15 protein-coding genes, 2 tRNA genes and 2 rRNA genes are annotated in these 24218 nt (G+C 68.8%); 16 read left to right on the plus strand and 3 right to left on the minus strand.

The window, feature by feature from the left end; all coding sequences use genetic code 11:
• Window positions 1-87: 87 nt before the first annotated feature.
• From TCUR_RS07605 to TCUR_RS07640, 8 genes are all read left to right on the plus strand, one after another.
• Complete coding sequence (locus tag TCUR_RS07605; RefSeq protein WP_012851904.1) at window positions 88-2010, plus strand: TIGR03960 family B12-binding radical SAM protein; 1923 nt, start codon at window positions 88-90, stop codon at window positions 2008-2010.
• A 175-nt stretch (window positions 2011-2185) separates the two neighbouring features.
• Window positions 2186-3028: a TIGR03936 family radical SAM-associated protein gene (locus tag TCUR_RS07610; protein WP_052305452.1), complete on the plus strand. Its 843-nt coding sequence runs from the start codon at window positions 2186-2188 to the stop codon at window positions 3026-3028.
• Between the two features lie 239 nt (window positions 3029-3267).
• On the plus strand, window positions 3268-6393 hold the full coding sequence (locus TCUR_RS07615; RefSeq protein ID WP_012851906.1) for an Rne/Rng family ribonuclease: 3126 nt from the start codon (window positions 3268-3270) through the stop codon (window positions 6391-6393).
• 404 nt (window positions 6394-6797) lie between these two features.
• Window positions 6798-7112: a 50S ribosomal protein L21 gene (gene rplU, locus TCUR_RS07620; protein WP_012851907.1), complete on the plus strand. Its 315-nt coding sequence runs from the start codon at window positions 6798-6800 to the stop codon at window positions 7110-7112.
• Between the two features lie 15 nt (window positions 7113-7127).
• Complete coding sequence (gene rpmA, locus TCUR_RS07625) at window positions 7128-7385, plus strand: 50S ribosomal protein L27 (protein ID WP_012851908.1); 258 nt, start codon at window positions 7128-7130, stop codon at window positions 7383-7385.
• 137 nt (window positions 7386-7522) lie between these two features.
• The gene (gene obgE, locus TCUR_RS07630; protein ID WP_012851909.1) at window positions 7523-8914 is read left to right on the plus strand and encodes a GTPase ObgE; all 1392 of its coding nucleotides are present in this window, start codon (window positions 7523-7525) and stop codon (window positions 8912-8914) included.
• 137 nt (window positions 8915-9051) lie between these two features.
• Complete coding sequence (gene proB, locus TCUR_RS07635; RefSeq protein WP_012851911.1) at window positions 9052-10218, plus strand: glutamate 5-kinase; 1167 nt, start codon at window positions 9052-9054, stop codon at window positions 10216-10218.
• Complete coding sequence (locus tag TCUR_RS07640; protein WP_012851912.1) at window positions 10218-11474, plus strand: glutamate-5-semialdehyde dehydrogenase; 1257 nt, start codon at window positions 10218-10220, stop codon at window positions 11472-11474. Before proB ends, TCUR_RS07640 begins: the two co-directional genes overlap by 1 nt.
• Before the next feature lie 51 nt (window positions 11475-11525).
• On the opposite strand, the gene TCUR_RS07645 is transcribed toward TCUR_RS07640, so the two are convergent.
• A complete protein-coding gene (locus tag TCUR_RS07645) occupies window positions 11526-12551 on the minus strand; it encodes a M48 family metallopeptidase (protein WP_041439407.1) in 1026 nt (341 codons plus the stop codon).
• A gap of 143 nt (window positions 12552-12694) precedes the next feature.
• On the opposite strand from TCUR_RS07645, the gene nadD reads away from it, so the two are divergent.
• The 4 genes from nadD to TCUR_RS07665 all read left to right on the plus strand — a co-directional run bounded on the left by nadD (window position 12695) and on the right by TCUR_RS07665 (window position 14726).
• Window positions 12695-13318, plus strand: coding sequence for a nicotinate-nucleotide adenylyltransferase (gene nadD, locus TCUR_RS07650; protein WP_083789978.1), 624 nt, complete (start codon window positions 12695-12697; stop codon window positions 13316-13318).
• A gap of 156 nt (window positions 13319-13474) precedes the next feature.
• The gene (gene rsfS / locus TCUR_RS07655; protein ID WP_012851915.1) at window positions 13475-13894 is read left to right on the plus strand and encodes a ribosome silencing factor; all 420 of its coding nucleotides are present in this window, start codon (window positions 13475-13477) and stop codon (window positions 13892-13894) included.
• A gap of 4 nt (window positions 13895-13898) precedes the next feature.
• Window positions 13899-14573: a histidine phosphatase family protein gene (locus tag TCUR_RS07660; protein WP_041439409.1), complete on the plus strand. Its 675-nt coding sequence runs from the start codon at window positions 13899-13901 to the stop codon at window positions 14571-14573.
• An 80-nt stretch (window positions 14574-14653) separates the two neighbouring features.
• Window positions 14654-14726, plus strand: a tRNA-Ala gene (locus TCUR_RS07665).
• Window positions 14727-15000: 274 nt separating this feature from the next.
• Here the strand turns inward: TCUR_RS07665 and TCUR_RS07670 are convergent.
• Window positions 15001-16209, minus strand: coding sequence for a WD40 repeat domain-containing protein (locus tag TCUR_RS07670; protein ID WP_012851917.1), 1209 nt, complete (start codon window positions 16207-16209; stop codon window positions 15001-15003).
• Window positions 16206-16631: a hypothetical protein gene (locus tag TCUR_RS24800; RefSeq protein WP_012851918.1), complete on the minus strand. Its 426-nt coding sequence runs from the start codon at window positions 16629-16631 to the stop codon at window positions 16206-16208. The genes TCUR_RS07670 and TCUR_RS24800 overlap by 4 nt, the downstream gene beginning before the upstream one ends.
• A 165-nt stretch (window positions 16632-16796) precedes the next feature.
• Between TCUR_RS24800 and TCUR_RS07680 the strand changes: the two genes are divergently transcribed.
• The 4 genes from TCUR_RS07680 (at window position 16797) to TCUR_RS07695 (ending at window position 24020) form a co-directional block, all read left to right on the plus strand.
• Window positions 16797-16869: transfer RNA gene (locus TCUR_RS07680), tRNA-Ala, on the plus strand.
• A gap of 278 nt (window positions 16870-17147) precedes the next feature.
• The gene (locus TCUR_RS07685) at window positions 17148-18023 is read left to right on the plus strand and encodes an alpha/beta fold hydrolase (protein WP_041439411.1); all 876 of its coding nucleotides are present in this window, start codon (window positions 17148-17150) and stop codon (window positions 18021-18023) included.
• An 860-nt stretch (window positions 18024-18883) separates the two neighbouring features.
• A 16S ribosomal RNA gene (locus tag TCUR_RS07690) occupies window positions 18884-20414 on the plus strand.
• A gap of 479 nt (window positions 20415-20893) precedes the next feature.
• Window positions 20894-24020 (plus strand): 23S ribosomal RNA (locus tag TCUR_RS07695).
• Together the 16S and 23S rRNA genes form the textbook arrangement of a ribosomal RNA operon.
• Window positions 24021-24218 lie beyond the last annotated feature (198 nt).

Consider the following 24218-nt stretch of genomic DNA (forward strand, 5'->3'; position numbering starts at 1 on the left):
GGCGCATCGCCGCGGCGAACCAGGTCACGCCCGCGGGCGCGTTAGGGTGAGGAGTTGATCCCATTTCTGATTCCGGAGGACCTCCACATGCCCGTCGAATCGCTCTTCGCGCGTCTGGAGCCGCTGCTCCCGCGCGTCAGCAAGCCGATTCAGTACGTCGGCGGGGAGCTGAACTCCCAGGTCAAGGACTGGGACGCGGCCGAGGTCCGGTGGGCGCTGATGTACCCGGACGCTTACGAGGTGGGCCTGCCCAACCAGGGCATCCAGATTCTTTACGAAATCCTCAACGAGCGGGAGGGCGTGCTCGCCGAACGCACCTACTCGGTGTGGCCCGACATGGAGAAGCTGATGCGCGAGCACGGCATCCCGCAGTTCACCGTGGACGCGCACCGGCCGGTGGGGGCCTTCGACCTGCTGGGCGTCAGCTTCGCCACCGAGCTGGGCTACACCAATCTGCTGACCGCCCTGGACCTGGCGGGCATCCCGCTGGAGGCGGCCGACCGCACCGACGAGCACCCGATCGTGATCGCCGGCGGGCACGCCGCCTTCAACCCCGAGCCCATCGCCGACTTCCTGGACGCGGCCGTGCTCGGCGACGGCGAGGAGGTCGTGCTGGCCATCACCGAGGTGGTCCGCGAGTGGAAGGCCGAGGGCCGGCCCGGCGGGCGCGATGAGCTGCTGATGCGGCTGGCCGCCTCCGGCGGCGTGTACGTGCCCAAGTTCTACGACGTGACCTACCTGCCGGACGGGCGCATCCAGCGGGTGGCGCCCAACCGGCCGGGGGTGCCCTGGCGGGTGGCCAAGCACACCGTGATGGACCTGGACGCCTGGCCGTACCCCAAAAAGCCGCTGGTGCCGCTGGCCGAGACCGTCCACGAGCGCTACAGCGTGGAGATCTTCCGCGGCTGCACCCGCGGCTGCCGGTTCTGCCAGGCCGGCATGATCACCCGCCCGGTGCGGGAACGGTCGATCACCACCATCGGCGAGATGGTGGACAACGGACTCAAGCAGTCCGGTTTCACCGAGGTCGGGCTGCTGAGCCTGTCCAGCGCCGACCACAGCGAGATCGCCGACATCGCCAAGGGCCTGGCCGACCGCTACGAGGGCACCAACACCTCGCTGTCGCTGCCGTCGACCCGCGTGGACGCCTTCAACATCGAGCTGGCCAACGAGTTCTCCCGCAACGGGCGGCGCTCGGGGCTGACCTTCGCCCCGGAGGGCGGCTCGGAACGGCTGCGCCGGGTGATCAACAAGACGGTGTCGGAGGAGGACCTGATCCGCACCGTCACCGCCGCCTACGCCAGCGGCTGGCGGCAGGTCAAGCTGTACTTCATGTGCGGCCTGCCCACCGAGACCGACGAGGACGTGCTGGCCATCGCCGACATGGCCCGCCGCGTCATCGCCGCCGGCCGCGAGGTCACCGGCCGCCGCGACATCCGCTGCACGGTCTCCATCGGCGGGTTCGTGCCCAAGCCGCACACCCCCTTCCAGTGGGCCGCCCAGTGCGACCACCAGACCATCGACCGCCGGCTGCGCGCCCTGCGCGATGAGCTGCGCCGCGACCGCGAGTACGGCCGGGCCATCGGGCTGCGCTACCACGAGGGCAAGCCGTCCATCATCGAAGGGCTGCTGTCGCGCGGCGACCGCCGGGTCGGCAAGATCATCCGCGCGGTGTGGGAGGACGGCGGCCGCTTCGACGGCTGGAGCGAGCACTTCTCCTACGACCGCTGGGTGGCCTGCGCCGAGAAGGCCCTGGCCGACGAGCCGGTGGACCTGGACTGGTACACCCTGCGCGAGCGGGACGAGGTCGAGGTGCTGCCCTGGGACCACCTGGACGCCGGGCTGGACCGCGAGTGGCTGTGGCAGGACTGGCAGGACGCCCTGGAGGAGGTCGAGGTCGAGGACTGCCGGTGGACGCCCTGCTATGACTGCGGGGTGTGCCCCACCATGGGCACCGAGATCCAGATCGGCCCGACCGGCCGCAAGCTGCTGCCGCTCACCGTGGTGTGATCACCCGGAGCGTCAACTGACGCCGGTGCTCGGGCGTCACAGTTGTTGCGGTGCACCACCGGCCGCATCCGTCACGGGGCGTCGCCTCGGGGTACGAGTGCGCCGGATGGGCCTTACCCTGGAGGCAGACGTTTTCGACTCGACACGAGTAGGAAGGACTAAGACCCTGGCACCCATGCCGGACGGTCCAGCGCCGGCTCCCGTGATCCAGCGCCTGCGCGTGCGCTACGCCAAGCGCGGCAGGATGCGCTTCACCAGCCAGCGCGATATATCCCGGGCCGTGGAACGCGCGGTGCGGCGCGCCGGGATCCCTGTGGCGTTCAGCGCCGGATTCACCCCGCACCCGAAGATCTCGTACCTGGGAGCGGCTCCGACAGGGGTGGCCAGCGAGGCTGAGTACCTCGAACTCGGGCTGACCCGCGCCTGTGACCCTGAGCAGGTGCGGGCCGACCTCGATGCGGCGTTGCCGGCGGGCCTGGACGCCTTGGACGCGGTGGTCGCCCCGGCGGGCACCTCGCTGGCGGACCGGCTGCAGGCATCGGCATGGCGGGTCCGGCTGGACGGGGTGCACCCCGATGCCGCCGAGCAGGCGGTCGCCGCTTTCCTGGCCGCCGAGCGGGTCGAGGTCGAACGCCTGACCAAGAAGGGACGCCGCCGTTTCGATGCGCGAGCCGCAGTAGCCGTCTGCGAGCTGGACCGCGGCGCGTCGAAGACGGCCGACGGCCCTTCTGCGATACTTCGAATGGTTGTTCGGCATGTCGATCATGCCGTTCGGCCTGACGACGTCCTCGCCGGACTGCGACAGGTCGCAGACCTGGCGCCGCCGTCACCGCCGCTGGTGACCCGGCTGGCGCAGGGGCCCCTGGACGAAGGTACCGGTGAGCTGGCGGACCCGCTGGATCCCGACCGGGACGCCGCCGTGCCATCGCCCGGCGACGACGCCGAAGCGGCCGACGGGGCCGTGCCACAGCGGCCGGCGGGCACCGGGAGCGTGGACGTCGTCAGCGCCCGGCGATAGGAGCGGCCCCGTGGTGTTCACGGAGCCACTTCACCGGGGCGGGGGCGCACAGACGCGCCGCGCCCCTTCAGGGACGGCCGGGCGTGCCCAAGACGACTTGTGCCGTCGTCACCGGACCGGGGTCCAGGCGACGGCGGCGACGATGACTGACGGAGAGCGCTCCCGCGCGGCGCACCGTGCCGGACCGCCCATGGCGGACCGTCCGGTAGCGCCCGGGAGCCTGACGGGAGATTGCCCGCATGCGCGAAAACGACCGCGAGAACGACAACGACTCGGCCGGCACCGGGAGTCCCGCCGAAACGACCACCGGTAGCCCCGTGATCACCACGGTCCGCTCCGGGCGGCGCCGCGCGGCCAGCCGGCCGGCCGGCCCGCCCCCGGAGATCGATGACATCCCCGCGGTGATCAGCCCGGCCGCTTCGGCCACGCCGCGGACCGAAGCGACGGGAGCGGACCGGGACCGGCAGGAGCCGGCCACCGAGCAGACCGAGACCGCCCAAGCCCAGGCGGAACCCGCCCCGGAAGAGGGCGATGAGCCGGCCGGGGCGTCGGCGGAGCAGACCGACGGCGCCGAAGAGCAGCCGGAGACCACCGAGGAGCAGGCCGAGGCCGCCGCAGAACGGCAGGACGCCGAGCCGGTACCGCCGGAGACCGCCGCAGAGCAGGCAGAACATGCCCAGGAAGCGGAGGAGCCGGCCGAAGCCGCCGCCGAGGGGGACGAAGCCGCGGTAGAGCGGCCGGACGCCGAGCCCGCCCCGCAGGAGCCGGCGGCGGTGCCCCGGCCGCAGTCCGCCCGGGACGAAGAGGAGACCGCCCAAGAGCCGGACCACGACGAGCCCGAGGCGGCGGAAGCGGCGAAGGAAACGATCGACCCGGTGCGCTCCCCCTTCGGGGCGGTGAGCGCCGTGCAGACCACCGAGCCCTCCCACGAGGGCGCGGCGTACCGGCCCGCCGGGCCGCCGCCGCCCGTTCCGCTGGTGCCCCCCGTCCCCACCCTCGACGTGCCGGCCCAGCCGGAGACCCCGACGGTCCCCTCGGTCACCTTCCAGCCCCCCATGGTGGTCTTCCAGCCGCCGCAGCCCATCCCCAAGGCCGAGGTGCCGCCCAAGCACGCCGCCGTCGTCGAGGACGAAAGCGAGGACATCGAGCCGGTCGACCTCGACGAGGAGGACGAGGGGACCGCCCTGCGCCGCCGCCGGCGCCGCCGCAGGGGCGGCCGGGGCCGCGGCAAGTCCGCCGACAAGGGCGGTGAGAAGGCCGAAGAGAGCGCCGACGGCGAGCCGGAGGCCGCGGAAGGGACCGAAGAGCAGCAGGCCGAGGCCGCAGAGGAGGACCGGCAGGCCCGTCCCGGCGAGCAGCCCGAGGCCGAGCCGGAGACCGCCGAGGAGGGCGGTGGCGAGACGGCCGGCGCCGAGCAGCCCGAGGGTGAGACGGCCGAGGCGGCGCCGGAGGGCGCCGAGGACACCGAAGCGGCGGGCGCCGCCCCCGCCACCACCGGCACCAGCCGCCGGCGCCGCCGGCGTCGCCGCCGCTCCGGCACGGCCGAGGTGGAGGAGCAGGCCCCCGACGACCCGCCGAACACCGTGGTGCACGTCCGCCCGCCCCGCGAGCTGCGCGACGTCACCGACGAGGTGCAGGCCGTCAAGGGCTCCACCCGCCTGGAGGCCAAGAAGCAGCGCCGCCGGGAGGGCCGCGAGCAGGGCCGCCGCCGCCCCGCGGTGATCACCGAGTCGGAGTTTCTGGCCCGCCGCGAGTCGGTGGAGCGGGTGATGGTGATCTGCCAGCGCGGCGAGCGCACCCAGATCGCCGTCCTGGAGGACGGCGTGCTGGTGGAGCACTATGTGGACCGGGCCAGCCACCAGTCGTACGTCGGCAACGTCTACCTCGGCAAGGTCCAGAACGTGCTGCCGTCGATGGAGGCCGCCTTCGTCGACATCGGCAAGGGCCGCAACGCCGTCCTGTACGCCGGCGAGGTCAACTGGGACGTGGCCGGGCTGGTGGGGCAGCCGCGCCGCATCGAGCAGGCCCTCAAGTCCGGCCAGTCGGTGCTGGTGCAGGTCACCAAGGACCCGGTGGGGCACAAGGGCGCCCGGCTGACCAGCCAGATCTCCCTGCCCGGCCGCTATTTGGTGTACGTGCCGGACGGGTCGATGACCGGCATCAGCCGCAAGCTGCCCGACAAGGAGCGCAGCCGGCTCAAGCAGGTGCTCAAGAAGATCATGCCGGACAACGCCGGGGTGATCGTGCGCACCGCCGCCGAGGGCGCCACCGAAGAAGAGCTGGCCGGCGACATCGCGCGGCTGTCGGCCCAGTGGGAGCACATCCACAAGCAGGCCAAGACCGCCAGCGCCCCGGCGCTGCTGCACGGCGAGCCGGACCTGACCATCCGGGTCGTCCGCGACATCTTCAACGAGGACTTCAGCAAGCTGGTGGTCTCCGGCGACACCGCCTGGGACATGGTCTCCGAGTACGTCGGCTACGTCGCCCCGCACCTGGCCGAGCGGCTGGAACGCTGGGAGTCCGACCAGGACGTGCTGAGCGCCTACCGCATCGACGAGCAGATCGCCAAGGCGCTGGAGCGCAAGGTCTGGCTGCCCAGCGGCGGCTCCCTGGTCATCGACCGCACCGAGGCGATGACCGTGGTGGACGTCAACACCGGCAAGTTCACCGGCCAGGGCGGCAACCTGGAGGAGACCGTCACCCGCAACAACCTGGAGGCGGCCGAGGAGATCGTCCGCCAGCTGCGGCTGCGCGACATCGGCGGCATCATCGTCATCGACTTCATCGACATGGTGCTGGAGAGCAACCGGGAGCTGGTGCTGCGCCGGCTGCTGGAGTGCCTGTCGCGGGACCGCACCAAGCACCAGGTGGCCGAGGTGACCTCGCTGGGCCTGGTGCAGATGACCCGCAAGCGGGTCGGCCAGGGCCTGCTGGAGGCCTTCTCCGAGCCCTGCGAGTGCTGCAACGGCCGCGGCATCCACATTCAGACCACCCCGGTCGAGCACGGCTCCGACAAGTCGGGCGGCCGCCGCCGCAAGCGCAAGGGGGACGTGGAGCGGGCCGTCGAGGAGAAGCTCGCCAAGCACGAGGCCGAAAAGCGCGCCGCGGCCAAGCGCGAGCAGGAGACGCAGGCCGCCTCCGCCGAGCCCGCCCAGCCGGCCGGGGAACCGGCTCAGGAACCCGCGCAGACCGTTGCGGAGGTCCCGCAGGCCGCTCCCGCCGCCGTGGAGACGGCCGAGGCGGAGACGGCCGAGCCGCCGGTCGAGGTGCCGGACGCGGCCGCCGGCAACGGACGCCGCCGGGTCCGCCGCTCCCGGGCCAAGACCAAGGACAAGGCCGAGGTCGCAGGCTCCGCAGAGAGCTGACCGCCCCCGCTCGTGCCGCCGCCCACGACCGGCGGCGGCACGAGCGGGACGCCCCCGGCACGCGCCGGGCCGAGGGCGATCGGGCCCGCGTGTGCGCGGCCGGGTCGTTCTCCATGTACCCTAGGGACGTTCCCTGGATATCTTGGGAACAGTGCCGTGTCCGACGACGCGGCCGTTGACTTGTGCACTCGGGTCTCCGTGAGGGCTGCGAACCGGATCGCGGATGCTCGGGGCGGCCCTCGCCGCAGCCGGCGAGGCGAAAGCAAAGAGCGCCGAGGGAACCCCTCCCTCGTGCGTGCCGCCTTCGGTCGCAGCCGGAGGCAGGCCCTCAACCGAGGGCTGGTGAAGACCACGTGTGGGACCGGTTGATTCCGGAAGCGCGCGAGTAACGAAGGGTTTCCGCGGTGTACGCGATTGTCCGCGCAGGCGGCAGGCAGGAGAAGGTGACCACGGGCGACGTGCTCACCGTCGACAAGCTCAAGCAGGAGGTCGGCGCCACCGTGACCTTCCCCGCCGTGCTGGTCGTCGACGGCGACAATGTCGTGACCTCCCCGGCCGAGCTGGCCAAGTACAAGGTCACCGCCGAGGTGCTCGGCGCGGTCAAGGGACCGAAGATCAACATCATGCACTACCGCAGCAAGACCGGGTACAAGCGGCGGATGGGCCACCGCCAGCCCTACACCCGGGTCAAGGTCACCGGCATCACGTCCGGCGAGTGAGAGGGAGGTCGACCGATGGCACACAAGAAGGGCGCCTCGTCCAGCCGGAACGGCCGTGACTCCAACGCCAAGCGGCTGGGGGTCAAGCGGTTCGGCGGGCAGGTGGTCAACGCCGGCGAGATCCTCGTCCGCCAGCGCGGCACCCGTTTCCACCCCGGCCGCAACGTGGGCCGCGGCGGCGACGACACGCTGTTCGCGCTGGTCGCCGGGACGGTCCAGTTCGGCCGTTACCGGGGCCGCAAGGCCGTGAGCGTCATCCCGGCGGCGGAGTAGTCCGCCTGCGGAAAGCGTTGCACAGAGGGCGGACCGGCAGGTCCGCCCTCTGCCATGTCGGCCAAAGGGCCGGCTGAGAGCAGGCGAGCGCACCGCACAGGGTCCGAGCACAGGCGACACATCACGAGGGAGACACCATGGCCGCTGGCGCGCAGTTCATTGACCGGGTGGTGCTGCACGTCGCGGCGGGCGACGGCGGGCATGGCTGCGCCTCGGTCCACCGGGAGAAGTTCAAGCCGCTGGGCGGCCCCGACGGCGGCAACGGCGGCCGCGGCGGCGATGTCATCCTGGTCGTCGACACCGGCACCGCCAGCCTGCTGGAGTACCACCGCCGCCCGCACCGCCGGGCCGGCAACGGCAAACCCGGCCAGGGCTCGCACCGCAACGGGGCCGACGGCGAGGACGTGGTGCTGCCCGTCCCCGACGGCACGGTCGTGATGACCACCGACGGCCAGGTGCTGGCCGACCTGGTGGGGGAGGGCACCCGGTTCGTCGTCGCCCGCGGCGGCCGGGGCGGGCTCGGCAACGCGGCGCTGGCCTCCCCCAAACGCAAGGCCCCCGGTTTCGCGCTGCTGGGCGAGGAGGGCGAGAAGCTCGACATCGTCCTGGAGCTCAAGAGCGTCGCCGACGTGGCGCTGGTGGGCTTCCCCAGCGCCGGCAAGTCCTCCCTGATCGCGGCGCTGTCGGCGGCCCGCCCCAAGATCGCCGACTACCCGTTCACCACGCTCACCCCCAACCTGGGGGTGGTGGAGGCCGGGGACACCACCTTCACCGTCGCCGACGTGCCCGGCCTGATCGAGGGCGCCAGCCGCGGCCGCGGGCTGGGCCTGGAGTTCCTGCGCCACATCGAGCGCTCCTCCACCATCGTGCACGTCCTGGACTGCGCCACCTTGGAGCCCGGACGCGACCCGCTCACCGACTATGAGGTCATCGAAAAGGAGCTGCAGGCCTACGACCGGGCGCTGGGCGAGCACGTGCGCCCGCTGTCGGACCGCCCCCGCCTGATCGCCCTCAACAAGATCGACGTCCCGGACGGCCGGGAGCTGGCCGAGCTGGTCCGCCCGGAGTTCGAAGAACGCGGCCTGAAGGTCTTCGAGGTCTCCGCCGCCACCCGCGAAGGGCTGCGCGAACTGTCGTTCGCCATGGCCGAGATGGTGCGCTCCTACCGGGCCAGCCTGCCGCCCCCCGAGCCGACCCGGCTGGTGATCCGCCCCGAGCCGGTCGCCGGCGCCGACTTCACCATCAAGCCGATGGGCGACAACACCTACCTGATCGGCGGCACCAAGCCGCTGCGCTGGCTGCGCCAGACCGACTTCACCAACGACGAAGCGGTCGGCTACCTGGCCGACCGGCTGGCCCGGCTGGGCGTGGAGGAGGCCCTGGCCGAGGCCGGCGCCAAACCCGGCGCCACCGTCATGATCGGCACCGAGGACGACGCGGTGGTCTTCGACTGGGAGCCGGAGATCGCCGCCGGCCAGACCCAGGCCCTCGGCCCGCGCGGCACCGACCACCGGCTGGAGGGCCGATGAACGAGCACACCGCAAAGGAGTCCGTTGCGTCCGCAAGGCTTCAGCCCGCCGAGCACCGCAAGACCGCACACGCACATGAGCCGACGAAGGGAAAAGGCGGCGTCTGAGGGCATGCCGGAGGCGAACGGGGGAAACGCATGATCATCGAAGCGGAGACGGCGACTCCCAGGATCCGTGAGGCCATCGCCTGCGCCCGGCGGGTGGTGGTCAAGGCCGGCTCGTCCTCGCTGACCACCCCGCAGGGCACCATCGACGCCGACCGCATCGACGCGCTGGTGGACGTGCTGGCGGCGGCCAAGAACGCCGGCCGGCAGATCGTGTTCGTCTCCTCCGGCGCCATCGCCGCCGGCATGGGCCCGCTCGGCCTGACCCGCCGCCCCACCGACCTGGCCACCCAGCAGGCCGCCGCCAGCGTCGGCCAGGGGCTGCTGGTGGCCCGCTACACCTCCTCCTTCGCCCGCTACGGCATGCGCGTCGGGCAGGTGCTGCTGACCGCCGACGACCTGATGCGGCGCGCCCACCACCGCAACGCCCGCCGCGCCCTGGAGCAGCTGCTGGCGATGGGCATCGTCCCGATCGTCAACGAAAACGACACCGTCGCCACCGACGAGATCCGCTTCGGCGACAACGACCGGCTGGCGGCGCTGGTGGCGCACCTGGTCCGCGCCGACGCCCTGATCCTGCTGTCGGACGTGGACGCCCTCTACACCGGCGACCCCCGCCACGGCGACGCCCGCCGCATCACCGACGTGCACGGCCCCGACGACCTGGCCGACGTCAAGCTCGGCGGCTCCGGGCGGGTCGGCACCGGCGGCATGGTCACCAAGGTCGAGGCGGCCCGCATCGCCGGCGGTGCCAGCGTCCCGGTGGTGCTCACCAACGCCGCCTCCGCCGCCGCCGCACTGGCCGGCGAACCGGTCGGCACCTACTTCCACCCCACCCGGGCCCAGCGCCCCTCCACCCGGCTGCTGTGGCTGGCGCACGCCACCACCGGCCAGGGCCGGCTGATCCTGGACCCGGGGGCGGTCGACGCGGTGGTGCGGCGCCGCAAGTCGCTGCTGCCGGCCGGGGTCACCGGCGTGGAGGGCGACTTCTCCGCCGGCGACCCAGTGGACGTGGTCGATGGCGAAGGGCGCGTGGTGGCGCGCGGTCTGGTGAACTATGACGCGGGGGAGATCCCGGCCCTGATGGGCCGCTCCACCCGCTGGCTGGCCCGCGAGCTGGGCCCCGAATACCAGCGAGAGATCATCCACCGCGATGATCTGGTCATCTTGGACCGGCGAGGAGACGAAGGAGCACGGTGATGAGCGAGCGCGAAGACTTCCTGCGGGTGGCCGGTCTGGCCCGGGAGGCGTCGGCGACGCTGGCGCCGCTGCCGCGGGCCGCCAAGGACGCCGCCCTGCACGCCATCGCCGATGCCCTGCTGGCGCACGTCCCCGAGATCGTCAAGGCCAACGGGGCCGATGTCGCCGCCGCCCGCGAGAACGGCATCTCCGAGTACATGATCGACCGGCTCAGCCTGGACGAGGGCCGCATCAAGGCGATCGCCGCGGCCGTCCGCAAGGTCGCCGCGCTGCCCGACCCGGTCGGCGAGGTGGTCCGCGGCACCGTGCTGCCCAACGGCCTGGAGCTGCGGCAGATCCGGGTCCCCATGGGCGTGGTCGGCATGATCTACGAGGGCCGCCCCAACGTCACCGTGGACGCCGCCGCGCTGTGCCTCAAGAGCGGCAACGCGGTGCTGCTGCGCGGCTCGTCCTCGGCCTACAACTCCAACACCGCGCTGGTGCGCATCATGCAGGACGCCCTGGCCGGCACCCAGGTGCCCGCCGACGCCGTGCAGCTGGTGCCCGGAACCACCCGCGAGTCCGCCAAGCACCTGATGCGGGCCCGCGGCCTGGTGGACGTGCTGATCCCCCGCGGCGGCGCCTCGCTGATCAACTCGGTGGTGGAGGAGTCCACCGTGCCGGTCATCGAGACCGGCGTGGGCAACTGCGCCGTCTACGTGGACGCCGCCGCCGACCTGGACATGGCCGTCGACATCGTCATCAACGCCAAGACCCAGCGCCCGTCGGTGTGCAACGCCGCCGAGACGCTGCTGGTCCACCGCGACATCGCCGACGCCTTCCTGCCCCGGATTCTCGCCGCCTTCCAGGACAAGGGCGTCACCGTGCACGGCGATGAGCGCGTCCGCGCCTACTCCGACGCCGTGGTGCCCGCCACCGAGGACGACTGGTACGCCGAGTACCTGTCGCTGGACATCGCCGCCCGCGTGGTCGACTCCCTGGAGGAGGCCGCCGCCCACATCCGCAAGTACGGCTCCGGCCACACCGAGGCGATCGTCACCGACTCCCAGCAGGCCGCCCGCCGCTTCATCGCCACCGTCGACTCCGCCGCGATCATGGTCAACGCCTCCACCCGCTTCACCGACGGGGAGGAGTTCGGCTTCGGCGCCGAGATCGGCATCTCCACCCAGAAGCTGCACGCCCGCGGCCCCATGGGCCTGCCGGAGCTGACCTCCACCAAGTACGTCGTCACCGGCGAAGGCCAGCTGCGGGGCTGAGAAAACCCGCACCGCCGCCCGGCCGCCGCGGCGGCCGGGCGGCGCGCCCGCTCAGCCGCGGCCGCGGGTCTGGCCGGTGACCCGCGACAGCAGATCACCGGCCAGGCCCGCGGCGCCGTCGGCGATGTCGCGGAGCTTGCCGATGAACGGGTCGGCCGTCTCGTTCCAGGACTCCCGGTAGGCCTTGGCGGCGTTGCGGATCTCGTCGGTGACCTTCGCCTCCTCATCGCCGTCCCGGCGCGGATAGTCGCCCTCCAGGATCCGCCGGTACTCGGGGCCGGAGGCCCACTTGTCGATCTCGGCGAACCGCACCACCGGGTACGGGTGCGACCGCTGCAGCAGGTTGAGGAACTTCAGCAGCCCGTCGCGCACGTCCCCGGCCGCGTCGTACTCGCGGGCCTGCCGGTGGAAGGCGTCGGTGTTCATCTCCGCCAGGCGCGGCCCGCCGGCGATCTTCATCAGCGCCCGCTTGACCGCGTCCGGGTCCTGGCTGGTCAGCAGCCCGGCCCGGTCGGCCGACAGCTCCGCCTTGCGCTGCCACTCCTGCAACCCGATCACGATCGCCCCGATCGCCAGGTTGCCCAGCGGCAGCCACGCCAGCCGCGCCCCCAGCGAGGTGAGGATCAGCAGCATCGTCCGGTACACCGCGTGCCCGGACAGGATGTGCCCCACCTCGTGCCCCACCACATACCGCAGCTCCTCGTCGTCGAGCAGCTCGATCAGCCCGGTGCTGAGCACGATGAACGGCTTGCCGCTGCCGATCGTCATCGCGTTCGGCGTCGGGTCCTGCACCACGTACAGCTCGGGGACCTCGTCGAAGTCCAGGATGTAGGCCGCGTCGCGGACCATGTCGTGGATGTTGCGGAACTGGTCGTCGCCGACCCGCACGGCCCCGCCCAGGAACATCAGCCGCAGGGCGCGTTCGCTGAACATGCCGGACAGCCGGCGCAGGACGGTGTCGAACCCGGTCAGCGACCGCAACGCCACCAGGGCGGACCGGTCGGCCGGATGCTCATAGGCCCGGGAGCTGATCCCGGGGAAGCGTTTACGTGCCCGGTCCGGCGTGTTCTTCGTCATATCCGGCATGCTAAGTCCGACGAGCGGCCCCGCCCCAAGGTTCCCGAAGGCCCGTTCCGGCCACCTTCAGCGGCCCGAACGTCCGGGCCGCAACCCCGGGGCGGCCTGCGACCTGAAGATCGGCGCTCGTTATGGTCACCGATATGACCAGCAGCACTGCCGATGGTCCCAGGCGACTCGGCATCATGGGCGGCACCTTCGACCCCATCCACCACGGCCACCTGGTGGCCGCCAGCGAGGTCGCCCACCTGTTCCGGCTGGACGAGGTGGTCTTCGTCCCCACCGGCAGACCCTGGCAGAAGTCCGAACGCCAGGTGACCGCGGCCGAGGACCGCTACCTGATGACGGTGATCGCCACCGCCTCCAACCCCCGCTTCTCCGTCAGCCGCGTCGACATCGACCGGCCCGGACCCACCTACACCATCGACACGCTGCGGGAGATGCGCAAGATCTACGGCCCGCAGACCGAACTGTTCTTCATCACCGGCGCCGACGCCCTGGCCAAGATCCTGACCTGGCGCAACGCCGCCGACATGTTCAACCTCGCGCACTTCATCGGCTGCACCCGGCCCGGCCACCGCCTCGCCGACCCCGGCCTGCCCAAGGGCCGGGTCAGCCTGGTGGAAGTGCCCGCCCTGGCGATCTCCTCCACCGAGTGCCGCGACCGGGTCCGCGCCGGGGAACCGATCTGGTACCTCGTCCCCGACGGCATCGTCCAGTACATCAACAAGCGCGGCCTGTACCGCGACGCCCCCGACCGGCGCTGACCTGCGATGAAGCGACCCGCACCCGCCGGGCGCCGCCACGGCATAACCTGGAGGGAAGCGACCGCCGCCCGCTTTGCCGCGAAAGCACGGGCAGCGGCGACGGTCGTGAGAGAGTAGACCGGGAACCGTCCCCAACCGGGAGGATCACGACCGCACGTGACCGCATCCGACAGGGCCGCCGAGCTGGTCCGGATCGCCGCCGAGGCGGCGGGCGACAAGCTGGCCGACGACATCATCGCCTACGACGTGAGCGAGCAGCTGGTGATCACCGACGCCTTCCTGCTCTGCTCGGCGCCCAACGACCGTCAGGTCCGGGCCATCGTCGACGAGATCGAAAAGCGACTGCGCGAGGAGGCCGACGCCAAGCCCGTGCGTCGCGAAGGGGAACGCGAGGGCCGCTGGATCCTGCTGGACTACCTCGATGTGATCATCCACGTCCAGCACCAGGAGGAACGCGCCTTCTACGCCCTGGAACGGCTGTGGAAGGACTGCCCCGTCATCCCGCTGCCGCAGGCAGTCACCGCGCACGCCGCACAGCGTGCCTCCATGGCCGGTTCCGGAGGTCTGGGTGAGTGACGAGATGGGCACGGGCGCCCGCCGGGAGCCCGGCCGCCGCCGGCTGGTGCTGTGGCGGCACGGCCAGACCTCGTGGAACGTCGAGAACCGCTTCCAAGGCAAGACCGACATCCCGCTGAATGAGGTCGGTCGCGCCCAGGCGGCCCGCTCCGCCCGGCTGCTGGCCGGGCTGCGGCCCACCGCGATCGTCTCCTCCCCGCTGCAGCGCGCCGCCGACACCGCCGCCGCACTCGCCGAGATCACCGGTCTGACCGTCACCTACGACCGTGACCTCATCGAGCGCGACGGCGGCAAGTGGGAGGGCCTGACCGGCAAGGAGATCCGCGAACGCTGGCCGGTCGAGCACGCCCTCTGGCAGCCGCCCGGCGGCGAGACCAGCACCCAGGTCGCCAAGCGGGTCAGCGCCGCCCTGGAACGCGCCGTGGACGCGCTGCCCCCCGACGGGCTCCTGGTCGCCGCCTCCCACGGCGCCGCCCTCCGGCTGGGCATGTGCGGGCTGCTGGGCCTGCCCGAGGAGCTGTGGGAACGGCTCGGCGGCCTGTCCAACTGCTGCTGGTCGGTGCTGGAGGAGATGCGCGACGGCGGCTGGCGCCTGGTCGAGCACAACGCCGGCACCCTGCCCGAACCGGTCCTCAGCGACGACCGTCCCGGGCAGGACGACGGCAACGGCACCACCTGAACGGCAATTCGATTCGAGTCAACGGCCGGTGTCCTATACACTGGCTGCGCGCTGCGGGATGAAAGTCCACGCAGTTGCGCGGGGCTATGGCGCAGTTGGTAGCGCGCCTCCATGGCATGGAGGAGGTCTGGGGTTCGAATCCCCATAGCTCCACCTGGATCCAGGGCCGGTGAAGTCAGCGGTACAGCCGCTTTCCTCACCGGCCCTCGTCGTATCGGCCCGGGGAACGACCCCTGGGTCTCCGGGTTTTGCCTTCACACGTCGGTACAAGGCCCTGAGTGCGCAGGACCTTGAAGGTTTCGGCTCGGCGGGAACCCGGTTGTTCTCGAAGGGCACCGACCCGTTCTTAGGACAGGACCTCTTCGCCGCGGGCGAGCGATAGGGCTTGTGAGGCTTTCTGACCCGCTCCTTCGGACCGGCCTCGGAATTACCTTGCAGACTGCTCCAGCGGGTTTCGTTCGGCCGCTGTCAGCTCCACCGCGCACAGCCCCCTGGGGTCGGAACCGCCCACCAGCAGCCGGGCGCCATCCGATGTGAAGGCGAGAGCGGAGATCGCGCGGGAGACGGCCCGGTAGACGGTGGACGAACCGGTCATGGTCACATGGGCCACCCGGCCGTCTCCGAATCCCACCGCGAGCCAGCCGCTGGGGTGGAAGCACAGGGCGTTGGGTGCTTTGTCCGAGCCGAGTTCACGGGTGTCCAGGGCGAGCACCACCCGGCCGGTGGCGGTGTCGAGGACTGTGAGATTGACGTCTTCGGGCAGGGCGTTGTCCGCGATGCGCACCACCAGCCGGCCGCGCGGGCCGGGAGCGGAGGCGAACGCCGCCAAACGGCCGCACGGGCTGGTGGCGGCCGCCCGGCAAGGCTCCCGGAACAGGCGCTTTTTCTCGGTGAGCGCAGGCTGAGACCACACCAGTTCGCCCGTGGCCACCGAGAACCCCACCAGGCGGCTGTACACCCCGTAATCGGACGTATGGACGATGGCCACCGCCCCATCGCCCGTGACCGCCAGTTGCGCCCCCTGATACAGGGTGCCGCCCAGCACCCGGTGCCGGTCCAGGGCGGTCACTTCTGCCCGCACGACGTCAGCGGCCACCAGACGGGCCTTTGCGTCCCGCTCCAGGCCGAGCAGGTCGTCCACGACCGCCGCCGGCGGAATCGCCGGGGACATGACCGGCGGGCGCATGCCGGGGCGACGGGTGAGCGCCACCAGCGTCTCGCCGCTGGGCGTCCAGCCGAAAAGCGCCTGAAGAGGCCAGTGCACGCCCTCGGTTCCGTCCCCCACCTCGATCACCCGGACGCCCGGGGACGGTGAGGTCCGCTCCGACCCGGGCGGGACCGTCTCCGCCGCGGCCAGGCGCCTGCCGTCCCGGGTGAGCGCCACCGGCGCTCGCAACGCCTCGTACCGGGCGACCTGTGCCTGCAGATCGGGACCGGACCGTACGTGCACCTCGCAGTCGGAGTCCGGCGCGTGCCGGGGAGCCTCGTAGGCGATCGCGCAGGTGCCGTCCTCGGCCACCGAGATCGACCGGACCGCCCCCGGGCCATCGGGGAGGAGCCACTTCTTGGCGCGCCGTCCCGGCCCCGGGGGCAGCGTGAAGTCCAGATCGGACGCTTGACGGGCTGGCGGGGTCACAGGTCGAACCAGGGCAGGCAGGACAGGTCGTAGAGCCTGTTGGAGTCCAAGGTGGCCTCGACGACCTCGTGCCAGTTGCCGCCGTGCTGGGCGTGCATCCACTCCACCGTGGGGCCCATCGGGTCGCCGTAGCGGGCCCGGTTGCGCTCCTCCAGCTTGGCCACCTCCTTGGCCTTCATCTTGGTGCGCACCAGGGCCTTGGCCTCGTTGTGCCGCGGGACCATGATCTCGGCGATCTCCTTCTCGGAGCGTCCCTCCACGCGGAGCTTGTTGACCTCCACCCGCATGGCCTCGAGGCGGTCCAGGTACTGCTGCCGGACCTGGCAGTTGTGCACCCAATCGTCGAAGGGGCCGAAGCCGGTCCACAACGACAGCCCGAACGTGCTGGGCAGCACCAGGAGCGCGATGATCAGCCGCCGCATGCGCAGAACCTCCGGAGGACCGACAGGGCGCCATCGAGGAGGCGACGCCGCACAGGTCAAGGCTGATCAATGATCCCGCAATCGGGGTCGCTGTGCAGATTCACTCGCCGAGTGCACTAAGCTCTCTTCCAGCAGTCGGCGGATCTTCCGGCCACCGACGAGCACGGGGCTATGGCGCAGTTGGTAGCGCGCCTCCATGGCATGGAGGAGGTCTGGGGTTCGAATCCCCATAGCTCCACCTGAATCGAAGGCCACTGTGGTCAGCGGCAGTGACGCTCCCCACAGTGGCCTTCGTCGTTGTCGACCCGGGATGAGCCTCGCAAGCGTCGGCTTTCCCCGCTGAGGTTCCCGTCCCGAACCTCCAAAGCCACATGTTGAACAGGCTTAGGGCCGGCGACCTGGCTGAACGCGAGTGCGATCGGGTGCCGCGCCTCCGCGTCCGAACGGGACTCACCCAACACCCCACTCTTGCGCCGTTGTCTCACCCCTTGGAACACACCGGCGCAAAATGGGGCGATGCGCGTCCGAGTGGGAGATGTGAAGCTCTACTTCGATGTCGACGGCCCTCACCTCGTCCCGGACGGGCCGGCGATGCGAGAGCGCCCGACGATCGTCGTGCTGCACGGCGGGCCGGGCGCCGACCACACGCTCTTCAAACCGATCTTCACCGCTGCCACGGCCTTCGCCCAGGTGATCTACCTCGACCAGCGGGGCAGCGGACGCTCCGACCGCGGCGACGCCCGCTCATGGACGTGGGAACGCTGGGCCGATGACGTCATCGCCTTCTGCGACGTCCTGGAGATCGCAGATCCCGTCCTGCTCGGCACTTCAAGCGGGGGCTGGGTCGCGCTGACGGCGGCGCTACGCCACCCGGACAGGTTGTCCAAACTGGTGCTGGACAGCGTCATGCCCGGACCCACCGCAGAACGCCTGGCGGTCTTTGAACGCCTTGGTGGCCCGCGCGCCCGCGAGGTGGCCCGGCGCTACTGGGAGGGGGAGACCGGCGACGAAATCCGCCGGGAATGGGAGAGCGTCTGCCTACCCCTCTACTCCCGCCGCCCAGACGGCGACCCCGAAGCCGCCGACCGGCTGCGCCGCATCCGCTGGAACCACGATGTCCTCGAACACTTCCGGCATCACCTGGCGGCCGACTTCGACCCCTGGGACCGGCTCCATGCGGTGAGGTGCCCCACGCTCATCCTGGCGGGCGAGGACGACCCGGTGGCCACGGCACCGGCGGCCCGACGCCTCGCCGGTGCGCTCACCGGCTGCCCGGTGCGACTGCATGTCCTAGCGGAGGTCGGGCACGGCGTCTTCCGCGAGGCTCCGGACCGGGCTTTCGAGCTGCTCCGCGACTTCGTGATGGAAGAAGCCGAGTCTCCGGGCCAGTGAGTCAGCCTCGCCCGTGCCGGCCGAGCGGAGGCACCGGGACGACAACGCCCGAGTGAGTGTCTTTCCAGGCCGATCTACTGGCTGCCTGCCTATCGGGGCTTGGAGCTCCCTGGGACCACGACCGGAGCGTTCACCAGATCAGGGGCCGGTGGGCGCTGACGGCTTAGAGGTCTTTCCTGGGAGCCTGTCTGGAGACTGTGAGGTAGTGAGGCGCATGTTGCGGCGCTGGCAAGAGCTCGGAGCAGTGACCAGTGGGATGCGACCGGCAGGGGTGGCCGGCGGTGCCTACCGGGGCCGGTTTGACGTTTGTGTTGATCTTGCTTAGAGTTCTCGTGCCCTCCGGGGAGCGGGGCCGCCGGTAGTGAGGCGGTCGGCTCGAGGCGGGGGTTCTCTCTGGGGAATCTCGTTCGACGGGGTGTTCGGGCGGGGGTATCCTGGAGAGGCGAGCCCAGACGGGATGCGGGACACCGGGTGAGGTGGCCGGCCCGACGGGACTCCCACACCGGGTTCGGTCTTTGATCGTTGCGGCTCGTCGGCTGTGTCGGCGGGTGTGGGTGTGGGGCTGGGCGAGGTTCCTGGTCGGTGAGGTCGATTTGATCGGTCTCTTGACTGGGGCTAGGATCCCGGTAGTGTTGAAGGGTTGCCCCGGGGTCGGGGCCCGTGGTTGCGGGTCGCTGGTCCGGTGGGTGTCCGTTTCTTGAGAACTCAACAGTGTGTCAAAAGCCAGTGCCTTGTGTCAGCCTCTGCCTGGTGTGGGTGGGGGTTGTGGTTCCTCGTCAGAGGATGATGTTGTTGGGATCGTTTGATCTCGTCTGAAGGTTTGGCTCACCTGGTGTTTGTGCCGGGTGGGTGTGTGGCCTTTGGTGGAGAGTTTGATCCTGGCTCAGGACGAACGCTGGCGGCGTGCTTAACACATGCAAGTCGAGCGGAAAGGCCCCTTCGGGGGTACTCGAGCGGCGAACGGGTGAGTAACACGTGAGTAACCTGCCCTCGACTCTGGGATAAGCCTGGGAAACTGGGTCTAATACCGGATATTCACCTCCTGTCGCATGGTGGGGGGTGGAAAGTTCCCTCTTTTTGGGGGTTCGGTCGGGGATGGGCTCGCGGCCTATCAGCTTGTTGGTGGGGTGACGGCCTACCAAGGCGACGACGGGTAGCCGGCCTGAGAGGGCGACCGGCCACACTGGGACTGAGACACGGCCCAGACTCCTACGGGAGGCAGCAGTGGGGAATCTTGCGCAATGGGCGAAAGCCTGACGCAGCGACGCCGCGTGGGGGATGAAGGCCTTCGGGTTGTAAACCCCTTTCAGCACCGACGAAGTTTGGACGGTAGGTGCAGAAGAAGCGCCGGCTAACTACGTGCCAGCAGCCGCGGTAATACGTAGGGCGCGAGCGTTGTCCGGAATTATTGGGCGTAAAGAGCTCGTAGGCGGCTTGTCGCGTCTGTCGTGAAAGCCCACGGCTTAACCGTGGGTTTGCGGTGGATACGGGCAGGCTAGAGGCAGGTAGGGGAGCATGGAATTCCCGGTGTAGCGGTGAAATGCGCAGATATCGGGAGGAACACCGGTGGCGAAGGCGGTGCTCTGGGCCTGTTCTGACGCTGAGGAGCGAAAGCGTGGGGAGCGAACAGGATTAGATACCCTGGTAGTCCACGCCGTAAACGTTGGGCGCTAGGTGTGGGGTTCTTCCACGGATTCCGCGCCGTAGCTAACGCATTAAGCGCCCCGCCTGGGGAGTACGGCCGCAAGGCTAAAACTCAAAGGAATTGACGGGGGCCCGCACAAGCGGCGGAGCATGTTGCTTAATTCGACGCAACGCGAAGAACCTTACCAAGGCTTGACATCACCCGAAAACCTGCAGAGATGCAGGGTCCCTTCGGGGGCGGGTGACAGGTGGTGCATGGCTGTCGTCAGCTCGTGTCGTGAGATGTTGGGTTAAGTCCCGCAACGAGCGCAACCCTCGTTCCATGTTGCCAGCGGGTTATGCCGGGGACTCATGGAAGACCGCCGGGGTCAACTCGGAGGAAGGTGGGGACGACGTCAAGTCATCATGCCCCTTATGTCTTGGGCTGCAAACATGCTACAATGGCCGGTACAGAGGGCTGCGATACCGTGAGGTGGAGCGAATCCCTAAAAGCCGGTCTCAGTTCGGATCGAAGTCTGCAACTCGACTTCGTGAAGTCGGAGTCGCTAGTAATCGCAGATCAGCAACGCTGCGGTGAATACGTTCCCGGGCCTTGTACACACCGCCCGTCACGTCACGAAAGTCGGCAACACCCGAAGCCCGTGGCCTAACCCGTAAGGGGGGGAGCGGTCGAAGGTGGGGCTGGCGATTGGGACGAAGTCGTAACAAGGTAGCCGTACCGGAAGGTGCGGCTGGATCACCTCCTTTCTAAGGAGCACTTGTCCAACCTGCCGGCACTTGTGTGGTGTTGGTGTGGTTCAGGGTTTCGGTCTACGGGGCCGTGGGTGCCTCGGACCGGTGCTCGCAAATCGTGGAACACTGGCTAGTCAACCTGCCTGGGTTGCTGCCCGGTCAGTACTACCCGCATCCGACGGTGTCGGATGGCTCCTCTTGACTGAGGGGTCGGAGCCTTGCTTCTCCCTGTGCGGGGGGTGGGGTTCGGGGTGTGGAACCTCCGGTGTCGGGGGCTTGGGTGGGTTGGGCACACTGTTGGGTCCTGAGGAAACGGGCCTCTTTGGGGGTTGGTTTTCTCGGACTGTTCGGGGCCACGTGCCTGGCGCTCTGCCTGGTGGTGGGGTGTGTGGGTGTGGTTGTCCGGTTGTTTTTTGTGAACTGCATAGTGGACGCGAGCATCTGTTGATTGCCCGACCACCTGTTTCCTCCCTTTTTTGTGGAGGGGTTGGTGTTGGTAAGTTGGTAAGGGCATACGGTGGATGCCTTGGCACCAGGAGCCGATGAAGGACGTGGGAGCCTGCGATATGCCTCGGGGAGCCGGCAACCAGGCTGTGATCCGGGGATTTCCGAATGGGGTAACCTGGCACCTGTCATGGGGTGTCGCCGCCGTCTGAATGTATAGGGCGGTTGGTGGGAACGCGGGGAAGTGAAACATCTCAGTACCCGCTGGAAGAGAAAACAAATTGTGATTCCGTGAGTAGTGGTGAGCGAAAGCGGAGGAGCCTAAACCGTGCGCGTGTGATACCCGGCGGGGGTTGCGTGTGCGGGGTTGTGGGAGCGCCCAGCTGGGTCCGCCGGCCTGGCGGGGAGTGAGAAACCGTGTGTGTAGCCGAACGATCTGGGATGGTCGACCGTAGACGGTGAGAGTCCGGTAGGCGAAACGCATGCGGCTCCCGGGCGTTGTCCCGAGTAGCACGGGGCCCGTGGAATCCCGTGTGAATCTGCCACGACCACGTGGTAAGGCTAAATACTTCCTGGTGACCGATAGCGGACTAGTACCGTGAGGGAATGGTGAAAAGTGCCCCGGTGAGGGGTGGTGAAAGAGTACCTGAAACCGTATGCCTACAAGCCGTCAGAGCCGTTGGCCCTGCCTTTGGTGGGGTTGGTGATGGCGTGCCTTTTGAAGAATGAGCCTGCGAGTCATGGTGTGTGGCGAGGTTAACCCGTGTGGGGTAGCCGTAGCGAAAGCGAGTCTGAAGAGGGCGTTTGAGTCGCATGCTGTGGACCCGAAGCGGGGTGATCTAGCCATGGGCAGGGTGAAGCGCCGGTAAGACGGTGTGGAGGCCCGAACCCACCAGGGTTGAAAACCTGGGGGATGACCTGTGGCTAGGGGTGAAAGGCCAATCAAACTCCGTGATAGCTGGTTCTCCCCGAAATGCATTTAGGTGCAGCGTCGCGTGGTGCTTGCCGGAGGTAGAGCTACTGGATGGCCTAGGGGCCTTACCGGGTTACCGAAGTCAGCCAAACTCCGAATGCCGGTAAGTTGAGCGCGGCAGTGAGACTGCGGGGGATAAGCTTCGTGGTCGAGAGGGAAACAGCCCAGATCATCGGCTAAGGCCCCGAAGCGTGTGCTAAGTGGTAAAGGATGTGGAGTTGCCGTGACAACCAGGAGGTTGGCTTAGAAGCAGCCATCCTTGAAAGAGTGCGTAATAGCTCACTGGTCAAGTGATTCCGCGCCGACAATGTAGCGGGGCTCAAGCACACCGCCGAAGCCGTGGCATCTCGTGTTCTCCTTGGGAGGGCGCGGGGTGGGTAGGGGAGCGTCCTGTAGCCGGTGAAGCCGCCGAGGGATCGAGTGGTGGAGGCTGCGGGAGTGAGAATGCAGGCATGAGTAGCGAGTCACACGTGAGAATCGTGTGCGCCGGATGACTAAGGGTTCCTGGGGCAGGCTGTTCCGCCCAGGGTAAGTCGGGACCTAAGGCGAGGCCGTGAGGCGTAGTCGATGGGCAACGGGTTGATATTCCCGTACCCGCTGGTATGCGCCCATATCGAACCTCCGGATGCTAACCACCCGAACCGCCCCTGCGACCTTCGGGTCGTGGGTGTTTGCGGGGAGGCTGGGACCCGACGGGGTAGTAGGTAAGCGATGGGGTGACGCAGGAGGGTAGCTCAGCCCAGGCGGTGGTTGTCCTGGGGTAAGCATGTGGCCCGCGCGGTAGGCAAATCCGCCGCGCATTGAGGGTGAGGTGCGATGCCGAGCCGTTTTAGGCGAAGTGAGTGATCCCATGCTGCCGAGAAAAGCCTCTAGCGAGCATGCCGGCGGCCCGTACCCTAAACCGACTCAGGTGGTCAGGTAGAGAATACCGAGGCGTTCGGGTGAACTGTGGTTAAGGAACTCGGCAAATTGCCCCCGTAACTTTGGGAGAAGGGGGGCCCTGTCTGGTGAACCCACGTGCTGGGGGAGCTGGGTGGGGTCGCAGTGGCCAGGGGGAAGCGACTGTTTACTAAAAACACAGGTCCGTGCGAAGTCGTAAGACGCTGTATACGGACTGACGCCTGCCCGGTGCCGGAACGTTAAGAGGACCGCTTAACCCCTTCGGGGGTGAAGGTGAGAATCTAAGCGCCGGTAAACGGCGGTGGTAACTATAACCATCCTAAGGTAGCGAAATTCCTTGTCGGGTAAGTTCCGACCTGCACGAATGGCGTAACGACTTCCCCGCTGTCTCAACCACAGGCCCGGCGAAATTGCAGTACGAGTAAAGATGCTCGTTTCGCGCAGCAGGACGGAAAGACCCCGGGACCTTCACTACAGCTTGGTATTGGCGTTTGAGGTGGCTTGTGTAGGATAGGTGGGAGACTGTGAAGCCTGGACGCTAGTTCGGGTGGAGTCGTTGGTGAAATACCACTCTGGTCATTTCGAGCGTCTAACCCGCGCCCGTGGATCCGGGTGGGGGACAGTGCCTGGTGGGTAGTTTAACTGGGGCGGTTGCCTCCTAAAGGGTAACGGAGGCGCCCAAAGGTTCCCTCAGCCTGGTTGGTCATCAGGTGGTGAGTGCAAGGGCACAAGGGAGCTTGACTGTGAGACGGACGTGTCGAGCAGGTGCGAAAGCAGGGCCTAGTGATCCGGCATCTCCGTGTGGAAGGGGTGTCGCTCAACGGCTAAAAGGTACCCCGGGGATAACAGGCTGATCTTCCCCAAGAGTCCATATCGACGGGATGGTTTGGCACCTCGATGTCGGCTCGTCGCATCCTGGGGCTGGAGTAGGTCCCAAGGGTTGGGCTGTTCGCCCATTAAAGCGGCACGCGAGCTGGGTTTAGAACGTCGCGAGACAGTTCGGTCCCTATCCGCTGCGCGCGTAGGAGACTTGATGGGGGGCTGTCCCTAGTACGAGAGGACCGGGACGGACGAACCTCTGGTGTGCCAGTTGTCCCGCCAGGGGCATGGCTGGTTGGCTACGTTCGGGAGGGATAACCGCTGAAAGCATCTAAGCGGGAAGCCTGCCCCGAGATGAGGTCTCCCTCCCCGCCCTTCGGGGTGGGGGTAAGGCTCCCAGGAGATGACTGGGTTGATAGGCCGGGCATGGAAGCCCTGTGAGGGGTGGAGTGGACCGGTACTAATAAGCCGAGTGGCTTGCCTACACCGTTGGGTGGTTGGGCAGTCAACAGGTGTTCGTGTCCCTGTGTGGTTCACAGGAAACAACCCCGCACACACCCGCGCAAGGGGTGGTTTCGGGGTGGTTTGATAAGTGAACAGTGTGTGAGCGTGTGGTTTCCCGCCCCTTTTTGATGGGGGTGGGGGGAGCGTCCATGATGGGTTTCCTCACCGGCCCGCCGGTG

It is taken from the genome of Thermomonospora curvata DSM 43183 (assembly GCF_000024385.1).
GTDB lineage: Bacteria > Actinomycetota > Actinomycetes > Streptosporangiales > Streptosporangiaceae > Thermomonospora > Thermomonospora curvata.

Excerpts from the sequence above, each read along its gene's own strand:
- TCUR_RS07685 (WP_041439411.1), top strand. The coding sequence starts at position 17,148 with ATGCGCGTCCGAGTGGGAGATGTGAAGCTCTACTTCGATGTCGACGGC.
- TCUR_RS07610 (WP_052305452.1), top strand. The coding sequence starts at position 2,186 with ATGCCGGACGGTCCAGCGCCGGCTCCCGTGATCCAGCGCCTGCGCGTG.
- TCUR_RS07615 (WP_012851906.1), top strand. The coding sequence starts at position 3,268 with ATGCGCGAAAACGACCGCGAGAACGACAACGACTCGGCCGGCACCGGG.
- proB (WP_012851911.1), top strand. The coding sequence starts at position 9,052 with ATGATCATCGAAGCGGAGACGGCGACTCCCAGGATCCGTGAGGCCATC.
- TCUR_RS07645 (WP_041439407.1), bottom strand. The coding sequence starts at position 12,551 with ATGACGAAGAACACGCCGGACCGGGCACGTAAACGCTTCCCCGGGATC.
- rpmA (WP_012851908.1), top strand. The coding sequence starts at position 7,128 with ATGGCACACAAGAAGGGCGCCTCGTCCAGCCGGAACGGCCGTGACTCC.
- nadD (WP_083789978.1), top strand. The coding sequence starts at position 12,695 with ATGACCAGCAGCACTGCCGATGGTCCCAGGCGACTCGGCATCATGGGC.
- TCUR_RS07640 (WP_012851912.1), top strand. The coding sequence starts at position 10,218 with ATGAGCGAGCGCGAAGACTTCCTGCGGGTGGCCGGTCTGGCCCGGGAG.
- obgE (WP_012851909.1), top strand. The coding sequence starts at position 7,523 with ATGGCCGCTGGCGCGCAGTTCATTGACCGGGTGGTGCTGCACGTCGCG.
- TCUR_RS07660 (WP_041439409.1), top strand. The coding sequence starts at position 13,899 with ATGGGCACGGGCGCCCGCCGGGAGCCCGGCCGCCGCCGGCTGGTGCTG.
- TCUR_RS24800 (WP_012851918.1), bottom strand. The coding sequence starts at position 16,631 with ATGCGGCGGCTGATCATCGCGCTCCTGGTGCTGCCCAGCACGTTCGGG.
- TCUR_RS07605 (WP_012851904.1), top strand. The coding sequence starts at position 88 with ATGCCCGTCGAATCGCTCTTCGCGCGTCTGGAGCCGCTGCTCCCGCGC.